Origin of the sequence: Pontitalea aquivivens (genome assembly GCF_046507575.1) — a bacterium.
GTDB classification, from domain to species: domain Bacteria; phylum Pseudomonadota; class Alphaproteobacteria; order Rhodobacterales; family Rhodobacteraceae; genus Pontitalea; species Pontitalea aquivivens.
In genome coordinates this window covers 20,572-34,086 of the sequence record NZ_JBKFEY010000027.1, presented here as the reverse complement: position 1 = coordinate 34,086, position 13,515 = coordinate 20,572, and the positions used below count along the sequence as shown (strand labels likewise).

The window sequence follows — 13,515 nt, the reverse complement described above, 5'->3', positions numbered from 1 at the left end:
CACGAGTCAGATGTGTCATGGTATCTCCCGTTGCGTTGCGCGACCTGTGCTGGTTAGATATATATTGAAATTCAGGTCGACTTGTTTCAGTCTGACGAAATTAAAAGGGGGTTGTCAACCGCATGAATGCTACCACTGCACCATCCGGGCCCGACCCCGCAACGACCGCGGCCGCAGACAACGACATCGGCGCAAAGCTTCGGCTGCGCCGAAAAGTAAGGGGGTTGTCACTCAAGGAGGTTGCGCAAAGGGCAGAGGTGTCGATCGGCCTGCTGAGTCAGATCGAACGCGGGTTGACGATGCCGTCAGTGCGTTCGCTCGGCTCTATCTGCGGTGCTCTGGAAATGCCGGTGGGGTGGCTGTTCGATGCGCCCGACGCCGCAAATGACAGCGCGATCGTCGTGCGGAAACATCAGCGCAGGGTGCTGGACCTGGGATCGAAAGGCATGATCAAGGAACTGATGACGCCGGACGCCTGCGCGGGAATCCAGATGATGCGTCTGGTCATTCGTCCGGGCGGATCCACGGGCGAGACCCCATACAATCACCCGGAAGGGGCGAAATGCGGCACCGTCCTGTCGGGGGTGCTTGGGCTGGAAGTCGATGGGCAGGTGATGCGCCTCAACGAGGGCGACAGCTTCGCGTTCGACGCACGACAGATGATCCGGTTCTGGTGTGAAGGCGATCAGGTCACCGAGGCGCTCTGGATCGTAACCCCCGCTGTTTATTGAGCGAAAGGAAGACGACAACATGATCAGGAATGAAATCGAGGTCATATCCAACTCGCTCTGGACAGCGACCGCGAACCCCACGCCCGACTGCCCTCCGTTGGAAGGAGAACACAGCTGCGACGTCGCAATCGTCGGAGGCGGCTTCACCGGGCTCTCGGCGGCGCTGCATCTTGCAGAACGTGGCAAGCGCGTGATCGTTCTGGAAGCCGAAACACCCGGCTGGGCTGCCTCGGGGCGGAATGGCGGGCAGGTGAACCCGGGTTTGAAAGAAGACCCAGATACCATCGTTCAGCAATTTGGCCAAGACATGGGCGGCAAGATGGTCGCCATGTCCGGCGGCGCGGCACAGCTCGTGTTCGACCTTATCGCACGCCACCGCATTCAGTGCGCCGCGGCGCAGACGGGTTGGATTCAGCCCGTTCACAGCGAGCAAAGCGAGAATGTCGTCCGGAATCGTGTTGCGCAGTGGGTTCGTCGTGGGGCGCCGCTGCGCATGCTGTCGCGCGAGGAAACCGCCGATTTATTGGGCACGGACTATTATCGTAACGCCATGATCGATGAGCGCGGAGGCAATCTGCACCCGCTGAACTATGCCCTTGGGCTGGCGGACGCGGCGATCCGCGCGGGTGCCGCTATCCATGGCCATAGCCGGGTCACAAGCATGCAAAGCATGCCTGACCACCACGTTCTGCGCACGGCAGGCGGTTCCGTGCGTGCAGATAAAGTGCTGCTGTGCACGAATGGTTATACCGACGGGCTGGTGCCGCCAATGCGCCGCACGGTCGTTCCGATCCGTTCAATCCAGGTCGCGACCGATATCCTGCCCGACAACGTCGCCAAATCCATTCTACCCTATGGCCACTCAGCCTCGGACAGCCGCCGACTTCTGCTCTATTTCCGGAAAGACCCCGCAGGTCGCTTCGTGATGGGCGGACGCGGCGCATATTCTGAAGCGGGCACCCTGCATCAGATGCAGGCGCTTCGTGACGCATCCGTGAAGCTTTATCCTCAGCTGCGCGATGTGCGCTGGTCTTATGCCTGGGGCGGCTTCGTGGCGATGACCAAGGATCATTACCCCCACCTAGACCTCGTGACTCCGAACGTCCTGGCAGGCATTGGCTTCAACGGTCGCGGGGTCGCCATGGGAACAGCGTTTGGCAAGGTGATGGCCGACTGGGCGAGTGGCATCCCGGAACGCGATCTGGCCTTCCCTGTCACGCGTCCAAGACCAATCCCGTTCTACTTCATGCGCAAACCGGCAGTTGTCGCGACCGTGGCATGGGCAAGATTCCGAGACGCCCTGGACCGCTGAGGTCGTATGGGACGCGTCTGGGCTGGCTGAACGCCCCGCCCCCTGTGTCGCAGGCCGCAGCCCCCGTTGATCTTCGGCAGAGGCCGGCCTGCCGGCGACAGCCGCGCTGCATCTGCCCGGTAGCAGCAGACCAGCGGCCGACACGCGCGAAGTCTGCTTGCGCTGGCCATTGTTCCGGCGGTGATCGGACACAGCGGAAACCCGCCGGTCTTGTAGCTCATGCCCGGCAAGAACGCCGCGAAGCGATCAATGGCATGAAGTTTTCCATGATCCGTAAATCTGAAATCCGAAAAGCTGAAAATTTTGGTGGGTCGTCCAATGAATGTCCGATCACGCCCTGGCCTCTGGAACCGATCAAATTGATACATATCAAGGCAACAGTCATCGCGTCATGCGCAGATGCGCATAAGCCAGAGCACCCGATGATGAACGTAACCGTCCTTTCCGCCCTTGCCGAACCGACCCGGCTGGAGGCCATGCGCCTTCTGGCCGATGGGTCGGAATACTGCATCTGCGATCTGATGCGGCAACTGGGCGCGACACAAAGCCGGATGTCGCGGCACATGCAGGTTCTGAAGCGGGCGGGACTGGTGGTGGATCGGCGCGATGCGCGATGGGTGCGCTACCGGATCGATCCGGCATTGGCGCCGCAGCTGCGACGGCTTGTCAATGCAGCATTGACCGTAGGGATTGAAACCGAAGGGGCAGAACCATGACCATCTTTGGCTGGATGAACGACCAGCTCCTGCGGATGGTCTGGCTGAACGATCTGGTGGGCGCGGGCGTGGCGGCCATCGGGCTGGACCCGGCATCGCGGCTGGGCGGGTCGGTCCAGTTTTTCATCTATGACGTGATCAAGATCTTCCTGCTTCTGTCGGTGCTGATCTTCGTCATCTCTTACGTTCAAAGCCATTTCCCGCCGGAACGGACGCGGGGCATGCTGGGGGGACGTTCGGGCCTTGGCGCCAACACGCTGGCGGCGCTTCTGGGCACGCTGACACCCTTTTGTTCCTGCTCGTCGATTCCGTTGTTCATCGGCTTCACCGCCGCCGGGCTGCCGCTGGCGGTGACGTTTTCCTTCCTGATCTCTTCGCCACTGGTCGATCTGGCCTCGGTCATCCTGCTGGCCTCGATCTTCGGCTGGCCGGTCGCGCTGGCCTATGTCGTCGTCGGGCTGGTGGTGGCCATCGTCGGCGGCACCGTGATCGGGCGGCTGGGGATGGAAGATCAGGTGGCGGATTTCGTGCGCACCGTGCCGGTGACGGGCGATGTTGCGGACATGACCCGGGGCGAACGGCTGGCCTATGCCAGGGATCAGGTGGTGGAAATCGTCCACCGCGTCTGGCCCTATGTGCTGATCGGCGTCGGCATCGGGGCGGCGATCCATAACTGGGTTCCGGGCGAGGTGATCTCGGCCCTGCTGGGACAGGACAAGTGGTGGTCGGTGCCGGTCGCGACCGTGGTGGGCGTGCCGATATATGCCGACATCTTCGGCACCCTGCCGATCGCCGAGGCGCTGGTGGCCAGGGGCGTGGGTCTTGGCACGGTTCTGGCCTTCATGATGGCGGTGACGGCGCTGTCGCTGCCCTCGCTGATCATGCTCAAGCGGGTGGTCAGGATGCCGCTGCTGATCACCTTCACCGCCGTGGTGACGGTTGGAATCCTGTCGATCGGGATTATCTTCAACGAAATATCGCCCTGGTTCATCTGACGAAAGGACGCGCGATGATCATCAAGATTTTGGGTTCGGGCTGCAGGAAATGCGTGGCGCTGGCCGAAAACGCCAAGACGGCGGCAACGGCAGCGGGCAAGCAGGCCGAAATCGTCAAGGTCACCGACCTTGCGGAAATCGCCGGCTATGGCGTGATGTCGACGCCCGGCCTGGTCGTGGATGAAAAGCTGGTGTCCAGCGGCAAGGTTCTGACGGCGGAAGAGATCGGAAAGCTGATCTGATGGAATATCGCATCCAGACCTGCCGCATCGATACGCAGCGCGGCCTGGCCCGGACGAAAGCGGCCAGCGTCACGCTGGATACCGACCTTGCCCGGTCGATATTTCGCTGGCCCTACTCAACCCTTGCGTGAAATTCTGGTCGTCGAAAAATAATACCGCAGGTATGCTTCCATTCGAAGCATCGCGGGGAAAACCATGAAAATCGGTCAAATTGTCCAAAGCAGCGTTCCGGCCATTTTCAGATACTGCGAAGAAAACGATCCGGCTGAATTCGCGCGCCTGCAAGACCCCCGGTATTCAAAAGAGGCCTTCGACATCAATTTCCCCTTCTGCCGACAAGTTGCCTGGATTGGGGCATCCGATCGGGTCAGATACTGGAGCCGCGAATATGTCGTGAGGGGCGTCCCTGTGCGTGTCACGAGCCAGTGGTTCAATCCACCAACCAGCAAGAGCCTTCCTCTTCTCCAGCGCTATCTCGCGGACAAAGAAATCGCCGCCGGTTTTCACACATGGAAAGCCGCGCCCGATGAAGCGGCGCCGGATGCGGCCGCCCGTGCGGCGCGAGGCCGCCACAAGGGGAACGCGATCGGAAACGCGCAAAACCATCTCGTCCGCAACATTCTGAGCCGCCTTGGAAAAGAGCGGTTCAGCGCAGCGCAGTGGCAGGCAATTATCGACGCATTCAGCGGCGCTTGCGCCTATTGCGGTGTCGACGGCGCGTTGGTCATGGATCACGTCGTGCCCATCAACAAGCAGGCACTCGGCGAACATCGGCTGGGCAATCTGGTTCCCAGCTGTCCTGCCTGTAATGCGCGAAAGGCTGAAAGGGACTTTCGCGAATTTCTGGCCGACGATCCCGTCAGGATCGCGGCCATTGAGGCGCATATGAAAACCCATGGCTACCACCCCATAGGGGACCACGCACAATTGCGGGCCATTATTGACCTTGCGCACCAGGATGTCCGCGACCTCGCGGACCGATATGTCGCGATCATCAACACCGTGCTGACCGGCAAGCCCGAAGGCTAGCCTGGCCTTCAGGATATGCTTGGGCCAGGATATGACCTGGCCGGCCGGGCCATAGATACGGATCGGCCTCATATCATTGGAAAAACGGTATTTTTCGAAAACACTCGCTGGGTCTTGTTGGATTTGAACGATTTCCCACCTTCCCTCGCGCCAGTTCCCTGCCCGCGATGCAATGCAGGAGCGGCCAGCACACCATCGGTCGCAGTGCAGGGCGCATTCGGCTTGCAAGGCATTCGGCAGAATGGTCGGAAGTAAGTCAGCTCTATCTAACCAGGCCCACCCGGAAATACCGCATCAGGCGCCAGGCTTCCGAAGGCGGAACTATAGCGGATTCCGCCTTTGGCATCTCTGCCGTCAAAGGAAAGAGCGAGTTGCGCCATCCGCATCCACACCAACTGGACGAACACCGTCCAGCAGGTCCACACGCTGACGCTTGACGACCTCACTAACGGGGCCAAGCGCGATCTCTTGCGGGCAGCCTTCACCGCCCCGGAACGACTGCGCCCGACCAAGACGCGCCAAGTCCTGACCGAGGAAGCCGCCGAACGCTTCGCCAGCCTGGCCCAGCGTTTGCGCGAGTGGGGGCATGGCCGATGTGGTTGTCGGCAATGGACCGTGGACGGCGCAGCCGTCCGTGTGTCGATGGTTTGCTTCGATGCCGCCAAGGGCGGGCCGGTGCGGCTGGACGGGGCCGAGGCAGGTGAGGTTTTTGCCGACTTAACGGCGCGCGGACGGGGCACTGACCTGACGAAGGCGGTTACCCTACCTGCGAACTCACAGAAAATCTTTCAGGGGATGAAGGTCGTCGGATCGTTCGTCGTAAGCCCCAAGACTGCGCGGGCATGGCTAGTGCTGCCGCAAAACCGAACGGTCGCCGGAACCCGGAAGTCGTAAAACGCTGGAAAACCGGAATCGACTTAACGCGGCGACCCGAGGAGAGGTGGGTTATCGACTTCGGAACCCACATGACTGAGCACGTCACGGCTCTGTTCGAGGCACCGTTCCAGCACGTACGAGCAAGCCGACTCCGAGTGAATGAAAATGGCGAATACGAGGTGAGGCGAGAGGGGCATCGCAAATATTGGTGGCGCTACGGCGAAGCCCGCCCCGGAATGATCGACGCCCTCGCAGGGCTGGATCGCTACATCGCGACGCCCGAAGTGGCCAAGCACAGGTTTTTCGTCTTCCTGTCGGTGAACGAAATTCCCACTGGCTCAATCTATGCGGTTGCCCGCGACGACGACACGACCTTCGGCGTCCTGCATTCGCGCTTCCACGAACTCTGGGCGCTGCGAATGGACACCTCGCTGGAGGATCGGCCACGCTATACGCCCTCGACCACCTTCGAGACCTTCCCCTTCCCCGGCGGACTGACGCCCGACATTCCCGCCGCCGCCTATGCGTCCAACCCGCGCGCGCAAAAGATCGCTGCTTCCGCCGCCCGCCTGAACGAATTGCGCGAAAACTGGCTGAACCCGCCCGACCTTGTTGCCCGTGTGCCCGAGGTGGTCCCCGGCTATCCCGACCGGCTGGTGCCAAAGACCGATGCCGCCGCCGTCGAACTGAAAAAGCGGACCCTCACGAACCTCTACAACGCCCACCCCGCATGGCTCGACCACGCCCACCGCGCGCTGGATGAGGCCGTGGCCGAGGCATACGGCTGGGGCGACGATTGGCGCGCGGGCAAACTGACTTGACGACGAAATCCTCGCACGTCTATTCCGGCTCAATCAGGAACGCGCGGCCTGATCGCTTGATCGTTTCTCAACCGCCCGCGAAAAGGAACATAAGAATGACCATTAAAAGCTTCGCATTCCTGCTTGGCCTGGCGCTCGTCCCGGCCCCGGCGTTGTCCTATGTCTCTTCGGATGGGCACGAATACGACGCAACATGCAACGCGGATGGTTATGTCCTGACCTCTCTTTTCCCGGTCGCGCGCGCTGTGGGGCACGGTGCTGCAACGCATCACATCCGGGGCGTCGAGACCCTGTATCTTGGTCGAAGCTGTGACGCATACACCAAGGCCTTTGGCCACGGGCAGTGGTGCTGGGCGAATGGGGGATTTGTCGTCGAGTTCACGGGGCTAAGCGTCGGCTTCGCGCGACAAGAACTTTATTGCGCAGCGCGCGAAGCCATCGGGGATAACTGTCGTTGTGAGTAGACGATGCGTTCTTGACGGCGCCCCTATTTGCGCACCGTCGCAGGACGCGCGCCCACCGTGCAGCATTTTTGCCACACTGACATTTTCGCCCCTTGTGCTTCCAGTTTGCTTCCACTGCTGTTTGCGGAACGCATGAATCCCCGCGCGCTGCGGGGTTAAGGCATTGCAATAACCTGGATTTTTTTGGTTGCGGGGGCGTGCAACCAACGATTTCTGCGATTGGTGGAGAACGAGGTTCCACAGATTGCAGCGTAGGTTCGAGTTCTCTCCGCTCGCGGCGGTCCGAACGAGCCGAAGTTGCGTGATTGGGCATCGCCTCACTACGAATTAGGTCACATATATTTCGGGTCTCGCTTCCACTCAACTTGTGCGGCATCCTGTGTCGTCTTGCTGAACAGAACACCGATTGGGCGCATTTGGACGCCGCTTTTCTTATCCCGTAGGAGAAACAGGGCGTCGAGTTCGCGTTCTGTTGCGAGTGCCGCGCCCGCTTCGGGGCCGAGCACTATGAGCGCGGTCGCCCATGCATCGGCCTCGGCACAGGTGCGGGCCACCACGGTGACGGAGGCCGGCGAGGCGATCAGCGGCGCGGCGCGTGCCGGGTCCATGGTGTGCGACAGACGACGTCCCTGCACCTCGACCCAGTGGCGGTAATCGCCCGAGGTCGCGACGGCGGCGTCTTGCAGCGCGAGGATCGAATGCGGCGTCCTGCGGGCGGTATCCGGCGCCTCAATCGCGATCACCCAGGCCTCGCCATCCGGCCGGAGCCCCATCGCCCGCATCTCGCCGTCGATTCCGACGAGGGCGTCGGTGATCCCGTGGTCATGCAGAGTTTCGGCCAGCCGGTCGACGCCGTAGCCCTTGGCAATACCGTTGAGATCGAGCGCGATCGGCGTGGACTTGCGCACACGGGCGCCATCGATTTCCAGCACCTCATGCGCCGGTTGACGGCATGCCCCCATCGCCGCGCGGATGGCCTCGGATGTCGCCTTGTCCGGCCCGAAGCCCCAGGCCGTCACCGCGTCGCCCATGCCGATATCGAAGGCTCCGCCCGAGGCGCGCCCGATCTCGAGGCCGAGGCGCAGGACCGCAGCCAGTTGCGCGGGCACCGTCACCCATTCTCCCACCGGCGCCGCATTGAGCCACATCAGGTCGCTGCCCGGGTTCCAGGTCGACATCTGTCCGTCCACCTCGTCCACGGCTGCCTGCAACGCCGCGCGGGTCGGGGCCGGGTCGAAGTCCGGCTCCGCGAAGAACGTGGCCTGCCAGCGCGTGCCCATGGTCGCCCCGTTCAGGGCGTGCCTCGTCAGCTCAGTAGACATCTTCGACATACCGCCCCTCCGCCTTCAGGACCGCCGGCGTCAGCCCGGCTGGTGCGAGGATCTCGGCCAGCGCCTCGGCCACACCGGCGGCCATGTCCCGTCCGCCGCAGACCATCACGCGCGCGCCATTGCGGATGAGCTCCGCCACCTGAGTGGAATCGCCGCGCAGCGCGTCCTGGACATAGTGGGGACGCGCCCCGCGTGAGACGGCCGTGACCAGCCGGGTTACACGCCCTTCGTCCTGCCATCCGGGGAACTCCTCGCCGTAGAAGAAATCGCTGCCCTGATGGCGCATGCCGAAGAAGAGGTGAATTGGCCGGCCGCGCGCGTTGCCGCGCACAAAGCCAGCAAGCGGCCCGATGCCGGTCCCCGCGCCGATCAGGATCAGCGGCGCCCGGCCCCGCCCCGGACGGAAACCGGGGTTGGGGTGCAGGAAAGCGCTCACCGTGTCGCCAGGCTCCAGCGCCGTCAGCTGGCCGGAACAGAGGCCGCCGGGGTGCTTCCTGACCACGATCTCGACGAAGCCGTCGCGGCGTCCGGAGGCGAGCGAGTAGAACCGCGGAACGGCGCTCCCCTTGGGCAGAATGCCGATCAGGTCGCCCGCCTGGAACCGCGCGAAACCGGCCCCGCACAGCCGTTGCCAGACCGAAACGCGCGGAAGCGCGAAACGGAGAACGCAGGTCGGGGCCTGCACCTCGGCGCCATAGTCGCGGCGCGAGACCAGGGTCAGGCTGTCGAACACGGGCAGCACCGGCTGATGCGAGAGTTCAAGCGCAATGCCCAGCGCATCCCCGAGCGCACGGCCCCAGCGCGCGAAATCCTGCGGCGACTGGCGGTCGATTGTGTCGAAAGCCAGCAGTTCGGGCCAGCCCTTCGCCTCTGCCGCAGTTGCGACGGACTCCGCGTAGGCGCAATAGGCCGGAAAGCTTCTATCGCCGAAGCCGAGCACCGCAAGAGGGATGTCCGCCGCCCGGTCGCACGCGTTCAGCCGGTCGAGAAAGCCCTTCGCCGAGGCGGGCGCCGCGCCGTCGCCATAGGTTGCGGCGAGCAGGATGATCCGCTGGGCCATAGCGTAGCGTTCTGGCGCGAAGGCCGACATCGGTGTTGTGTGTACCTTCTGCCCGGCTTGCGTCAGTGCGGTGTGGAGCGTGGCCGCAAATCCCCAGGTGCTGCCGCCCTCGCTGCCGACGAGCAGGATCGTCTCGGCACGTCCCGCGGGCTGATTGCCTCGGATGCGCGGCCGCCCCCTCCGTCCCGCGAGCCAGACGACAACGCCAGTCACGCCCATGGCCGGGACGCCGAGCGCCATCAGGCCCAAAACGAGGCCAAGCGTCGCCGCGCCCTGTCCGGTGTGCAGCATGTAGATGGTTTCCGAAACGCGTTCCCACCCGGTCAGGTCAGTCCAGGCCAGCAGCGCCCCGGTGCCCTGATCGAGATACCCGGTCCCACGGTCGGTCTTCAGCGTGAAGACGTCCGTAGCGTCGCCGGGATAGGGAAAGCTCAGTTCGCGCAACTCGGCGACGGGCGTCTGCTGCAGCGTGGCCATCCGGTCCAGCGCAAACCCCGTCGCTCCACTGACCTCGGTCGGCATGGCCGGGATGGCGCCGCCATCCGGCAGGAGATCGAAGGTCGACGCCGTCATCCAGAGGGCGGTCGTGGAGGATAGAACGAGGCCGACGACGGCGATCCGGCCGATCTCGACGTGCAGCCTGCCCGCGAGCGGACCACGCAAGCGCGCGAACCAGTGCCGCCAGCCGCCCGCCCGGCGCGCCACCAGCGCCGCGCCGGAGAGCGAGAGGACCAGCATCGCGGCAGCCCCTGCGGCCATGGCGATGCGGCCGCCGTCCCCGAGGAAGAGCGAGCGGTGAAGGTTGGTGAGCCAGCGTTCGGCCTGGTTCGGGTCGGCCGAGGCCACGCCCTCACCCGTCGCCGGGTCGATCACGGCGGCCCCCGGCGCGCCCTGATCGAACCAGTAGGCAGTGATCCGGCCCGAGGGCGACCGGCGGATCTGCTCCACGCCCGGATGGACCGCCCGAATGCGGTCCGCGAGGGCGGCGACCGTGAGCCCGGTCTCCGGCTGCAGGGCGGCAAGCCGTTCGGCCGCAGGGAAGACCGACAGTGCCGCGCCACTCAGCGCGAGAATCGTGACGAGCGCGAGGGCCAGAAGACCCGGCCAGCGATGGAGTGCACGGATCATGGCCCCGATCCTCACATGTCGTAGGCGAAGCTGGCAACGTACCGGCGCCCGCGCACCGGCGTGCCCGCGCCGTCGGTCGTGAGCGGCACCGCCACCTCGTTCGGACTGTCGCGCATGTCCTCGACGGCCGCGTCGATGTGGAGCGTGTAGCCCGCATCGAACAGCGCATCAGCCAGATCAAGCGTGATCTCAAGACTGCGGCCCGCGCCGACGCTGGCCCCGGTAATGCCGTTGACCTGCGCAGTATCGCCGCCCGTGGCACGGTACCAGTCGCTCAGATGCTCGTAGTATTTGGACTTGCCACCAGCCATCCAGAGACTGCCAACATAGGCGCCCGAGGCGTCGGTGACGTAAAGTGCAAGATAGGCTCCGTCACCGCCATAATTGTTGAGGGTGGTGGTCAGCGTCACCGGCCGCGCCATGGCGAGGCCGGGAAGCGTCAGCGCCGTGGTAAGCGCGAGCGTTGCGAGAAGTGATTTCATGGGAATGATCCTTGTTCAGGGTGCTTCGGAGCTGTTCAGTTCACCTGAACCTGCGGAGGGGCGCCATTTCCGAAGAGGCCGTTCTGAGGAGGAGCGACCGTTCCAGCGGGCGCGGGATTGCGGGCGCCGCCCCGACAATCGTCGTCGTCATCATCGTCGTCACAGTCATCATCATCATCGTCATTGTCGTGTCCGCGACGCGAACCGTCCCGCCAGCGGTCGTCATCGTCGCTTGCGAGAATGAGAGGCATGTCTTGTGAGGCGTCGTCAAAGAGCGCGGCCACGGGCCGAAGCATGCTGTCGGCCGGGGCCTGCATCGCGCTCCAGGCAGGAACGCCGATGGCGGCGGTCAGCGCCGTTGTCGCTGCGAGAAGGGTCAGGGTCTTTTTCATGGCAAGGTCTCCTTTCGTCTGATGAGACAAATCTGGCGCGTCGACCTGAGGGCTTCCTGACGCCCCAGCGATTCCTCCTTCAGCTTGCCGTCAGGAAAAAAATGGCCCCGCCGATGATGGCGGGGCCAAAAAGATGCGAGCGCAGGCTACAGGGCTGGCATGGCTATGCGCCCTGCCCCGCGTTCAGGCGAATTCGAACTGCTCGAAGCGGACACGGCGAGGCGTTTGGCCTTGTGCTTTCAAGCCCTTGAGAATCCCGTCCTTCAGACCGGTTGGGCCGCAGAACCACAAATCGGCTTGCCGGATCGCGAAAGGGACCGCGCCGATCAGGCGCTCGGCCGTGAGCCTGCCATCGCGCGCCGTGACGAACACCTCGAAACTGAAACTCGGATTGCGGGCGGCCGCAGCGCGCAGCGTCTCCAACCCGATCGCCTCGTCTTGCGTTCGAACACAGTGGACGAGGTGAATGTCGCGCCTTTCCGCCTCCGTCAGGCTTTCCGCCCAGGCGAGGAACGGCGTGATACCTATACCGCCGGCCAGCCAGATCTGGCGCGCACCGCCCTTGCGAAAATCGAACCGCCCATAGGGGCCTTCGACCTGCACGCGCGTTCCGGTCCGCAACGTCGCCGGAAGGCTCCGTGTCCACCCACCCAGAGCCCGGATGGAAAACGTCAGGGAGCCATCAGGGCGCGGGGCACTGGCGATCGTGAAAGGGTGCGGCTCGGACAGTCCAGCTTCCGGCGCTCGAACGAAAGCGAATTGCCCGGGCCGCCACCGCATGGCACGGCCTTTGGGAGTGAGCATCAAGGTGGTCGTGTCACCGGTCTGGCTGATCTGGCTGACAGTGAAGTCTCTACGCCGTAGATGCGGAGCGAGCAACTCGGTGAAGATCCAGGCGACAACTCCGGCGATTCCGAAAGCATTCAGCACCAACATGAATGTCGGGTCCACCCCAGCAGGCACATCGACAAAAAACTGGTGAAACACCACGATAGCAAAAAGAGCTCCCATGAAACGATGGCTAAACCGCCAGAGCTGATAGGGAATCTCGAGCCCGATGAAGGGCAATCTCCGGAACCAGCTGACAGCAACCAGGGCGAGAAGCGCGTTGAAGGCGAGTTCGCCTGCCTCTTCACCCAGTTCCCCTAGGGAGGTTTCACGCACCAAACGCTCGAAATCCGGCTCTATCTGTTGGTGCAGGATCATGAGGACCATTGCGGAAATGCCGAGCCATTTGTGCACCCGGTACATGCGATCGAGACCGCCGAACAATGGTTCCACCAGTGGGGGCCGTGCGGCGAGGATCAATGTCTGCGCCATCGCGACAACCGCCGCGGCCCCGACGGCAATACCAAATGCTGCGTCCGCACCATAAGGCGCATAGGTGTTCAACCCGAGCAGAGCCGCCAGCAGGCATGGCAGCGCCACCAGCACCGGGCCCGTCAGGGCCAGAGGAGAGTTGAGGGAAAGCCGAGGGAGTGTGGGAAGGCCCGGCGCAGAGACATTACCATCACGATGCGCCGGATCAGTCATCGTCGCGTCTCTCGTGATCGCGGTCGCGACGATCATCATCGTCGTCCTCAAACTCGAACTCGATTACTTCCAACGTCGCCGGGTGGACCGTCACCTCGATCGCACGCCCTTGGGCATCCCGGCCGTCAATTTCGTAGCAGCCATCGTCGATCTTGATGCGGCGCACCGCCCAGCCATTTTCCTCGGCAAGACGGGCAACCACGTCGCGCGGCTGCCAATCAGCCATCGGAACGAAGCAGTCGTCGTCAGCCAGCGCCGCGCCGGCCGGGAAGACCGCGAGAAAGCCGATAATTGTCAATGTCTTCTTCATGGGCCAAACTCCTCAACGAGGCCATCTTAACACCGTTCGTGCGCGGCGAAGCTGACGGCAGCCTGAAGGGGCGTGCCCCACCCGCTTCAGCTT

Annotated in this window: 16 protein-coding genes; 10 read left to right on the top strand and 6 right to left on the bottom strand. The window is 63.4% G+C overall.

Annotation, left to right across the window (positions count from 1 at the left end; genetic code table 11):
- The first annotated feature begins 122 nt into the window (after positions 1-122).
- The 10 genes from ACK8OU_RS17450 (at position 123) to ACK8OU_RS17405 (ending at position 7,186) form a co-directional block, all read left to right on the top strand.
- Positions 123-731, top strand: coding sequence for a helix-turn-helix domain-containing protein (locus ACK8OU_RS17450; protein ID WP_410304673.1), 609 nt, complete (start codon positions 123-125; stop codon positions 729-731).
- 19 nt (positions 732-750) lie between these two features.
- On the top strand, positions 751-2,043 hold the full coding sequence (locus ACK8OU_RS17445; RefSeq protein ID WP_410304672.1) for an NAD(P)/FAD-dependent oxidoreductase: 1,293 nt from the start codon (positions 751-753) through the stop codon (positions 2,041-2,043).
- A 254-nt stretch (positions 2,044-2,297) separates the two neighbouring features.
- Entirely contained in the window at positions 2,298-2,759 is a 462-nt protein-coding gene (locus ACK8OU_RS17440) for an ArsR/SmtB family transcription factor (protein ID WP_410304671.1), read from the top strand.
- Entirely contained in the window at positions 2,756-3,754 is a 999-nt protein-coding gene (locus tag ACK8OU_RS17435; RefSeq protein WP_410304670.1) for a permease, read from the top strand. Before ACK8OU_RS17440 ends, ACK8OU_RS17435 begins: the two co-directional genes overlap by 4 nt.
- A 14-nt stretch (positions 3,755-3,768) precedes the next feature.
- A complete protein-coding gene (locus tag ACK8OU_RS17430) occupies positions 3,769-3,996 on the top strand; it encodes a thioredoxin family protein (RefSeq protein ID WP_410304669.1) in 228 nt (75 codons plus the stop codon).
- Positions 3,996-4,127, top strand: a complete 132-nt coding sequence (locus tag ACK8OU_RS17425; protein WP_410304668.1) for a hypothetical protein — start codon at positions 3,996-3,998, stop codon at positions 4,125-4,127. The genes ACK8OU_RS17430 and ACK8OU_RS17425 overlap by 1 nt, the downstream gene beginning before the upstream one ends.
- Before the next feature lie 64 nt (positions 4,128-4,191).
- Positions 4,192-5,025, top strand: a complete 834-nt coding sequence (locus tag ACK8OU_RS17420) for an HNH endonuclease (RefSeq protein ID WP_410304667.1) — start codon at positions 4,192-4,194, stop codon at positions 5,023-5,025.
- Between the two features lie 339 nt (positions 5,026-5,364).
- Positions 5,365-5,919, top strand: a complete 555-nt coding sequence (locus ACK8OU_RS17415; RefSeq protein WP_410304666.1) for a hypothetical protein — start codon at positions 5,365-5,367, stop codon at positions 5,917-5,919.
- A gap of 71 nt (positions 5,920-5,990) precedes the next feature.
- Positions 5,991-6,722: a DNA methyltransferase family protein gene (locus tag ACK8OU_RS17410; protein WP_410304665.1), complete on the top strand. Its 732-nt coding sequence runs from the start codon at positions 5,991-5,993 to the stop codon at positions 6,720-6,722.
- A gap of 95 nt (positions 6,723-6,817) precedes the next feature.
- On the top strand, positions 6,818-7,186 hold the full coding sequence (locus ACK8OU_RS17405; protein ID WP_410304664.1) for a hypothetical protein: 369 nt from the start codon (positions 6,818-6,820) through the stop codon (positions 7,184-7,186).
- 332 nt (positions 7,187-7,518) lie between these two features.
- On the opposite strand, the gene ACK8OU_RS17400 is transcribed toward ACK8OU_RS17405, so the two are convergent.
- The 6 genes from ACK8OU_RS17400 to ACK8OU_RS17375 all read right to left on the bottom strand — a co-directional run bounded on the left by ACK8OU_RS17400 (position 7,519) and on the right by ACK8OU_RS17375 (position 13,422).
- Positions 7,519-8,517: an FAD:protein FMN transferase gene (locus tag ACK8OU_RS17400; RefSeq protein WP_410304663.1), complete on the bottom strand. Its 999-nt coding sequence runs from the start codon at positions 8,515-8,517 to the stop codon at positions 7,519-7,521.
- Positions 8,498-10,705, bottom strand: a complete 2,208-nt coding sequence (locus ACK8OU_RS17395) for a PepSY domain-containing protein (RefSeq protein ID WP_410304662.1) — start codon at positions 10,703-10,705, stop codon at positions 8,498-8,500. Before ACK8OU_RS17395 ends, ACK8OU_RS17400 begins: the two co-directional genes overlap by 20 nt.
- An 11-nt stretch (positions 10,706-10,716) precedes the next feature.
- Positions 10,717-11,187: a DUF2271 domain-containing protein gene (locus ACK8OU_RS17390; RefSeq protein ID WP_007803251.1), complete on the bottom strand. Its 471-nt coding sequence runs from the start codon at positions 11,185-11,187 to the stop codon at positions 10,717-10,719.
- A gap of 35 nt (positions 11,188-11,222) precedes the next feature.
- Positions 11,223-11,579, bottom strand: coding sequence for a hypothetical protein (locus tag ACK8OU_RS17385; RefSeq protein ID WP_038147435.1), 357 nt, complete (start codon positions 11,577-11,579; stop codon positions 11,223-11,225).
- Positions 11,580-11,762: 183 nt separating this feature from the next.
- Positions 11,763-13,148, bottom strand: a complete 1,386-nt coding sequence (locus ACK8OU_RS17380; RefSeq protein ID WP_410304661.1) for a ferredoxin reductase family protein — start codon at positions 13,146-13,148, stop codon at positions 11,763-11,765.
- Entirely contained in the window at positions 13,105-13,422 is a 318-nt protein-coding gene (locus tag ACK8OU_RS17375) for a PepSY domain-containing protein (RefSeq protein ID WP_410304660.1), read from the bottom strand. Before ACK8OU_RS17375 ends, ACK8OU_RS17380 begins: the two co-directional genes overlap by 44 nt.
- Positions 13,423-13,515 lie beyond the last annotated feature (93 nt).

Coding starts and splice junctions, on each gene's coding strand:
- ACK8OU_RS17450 (WP_410304673.1), top strand. CDS start 123: ATGAATGCTACCACTGCACCATCCGGGCCCGACCCCGCAACGACCGCG.
- ACK8OU_RS17445 (WP_410304672.1), top strand. CDS start 751: ATGATCAGGAATGAAATCGAGGTCATATCCAACTCGCTCTGGACAGCG.
- ACK8OU_RS17440 (WP_410304671.1), top strand. CDS start 2,298: ATGAAGTTTTCCATGATCCGTAAATCTGAAATCCGAAAAGCTGAAAAT.
- ACK8OU_RS17435 (WP_410304670.1), top strand. CDS start 2,756: ATGACCATCTTTGGCTGGATGAACGACCAGCTCCTGCGGATGGTCTGG.
- ACK8OU_RS17430 (WP_410304669.1), top strand. CDS start 3,769: ATGATCATCAAGATTTTGGGTTCGGGCTGCAGGAAATGCGTGGCGCTG.
- ACK8OU_RS17425 (WP_410304668.1), top strand. CDS start 3,996: ATGGAATATCGCATCCAGACCTGCCGCATCGATACGCAGCGCGGCCTG.
- ACK8OU_RS17420 (WP_410304667.1), top strand. CDS start 4,192: ATGAAAATCGGTCAAATTGTCCAAAGCAGCGTTCCGGCCATTTTCAGA.
- ACK8OU_RS17410 (WP_410304665.1), top strand. CDS start 5,991: ATGACTGAGCACGTCACGGCTCTGTTCGAGGCACCGTTCCAGCACGTA.
- ACK8OU_RS17405 (WP_410304664.1), top strand. CDS start 6,818: ATGACCATTAAAAGCTTCGCATTCCTGCTTGGCCTGGCGCTCGTCCCG.
- ACK8OU_RS17400 (WP_410304663.1), bottom strand. CDS start 8,517: ATGTCGAAGATGTCTACTGAGCTGACGAGGCACGCCCTGAACGGGGCG.
- ACK8OU_RS17395 (WP_410304662.1), bottom strand. CDS start 10,705: ATGATCCGTGCACTCCATCGCTGGCCGGGTCTTCTGGCCCTCGCGCTC.
- ACK8OU_RS17390 (WP_007803251.1), bottom strand. CDS start 11,187: ATGAAATCACTTCTCGCAACGCTCGCGCTTACCACGGCGCTGACGCTT.
- ACK8OU_RS17385 (WP_038147435.1), bottom strand. CDS start 11,579: ATGAAAAAGACCCTGACCCTTCTCGCAGCGACAACGGCGCTGACCGCC.
- ACK8OU_RS17380 (WP_410304661.1), bottom strand. CDS start 13,148: ATGATCGTCGCGACCGCGATCACGAGAGACGCGACGATGACTGATCCG.
- ACK8OU_RS17375 (WP_410304660.1), bottom strand. CDS start 13,422: ATGAAGAAGACATTGACAATTATCGGCTTTCTCGCGGTCTTCCCGGCC.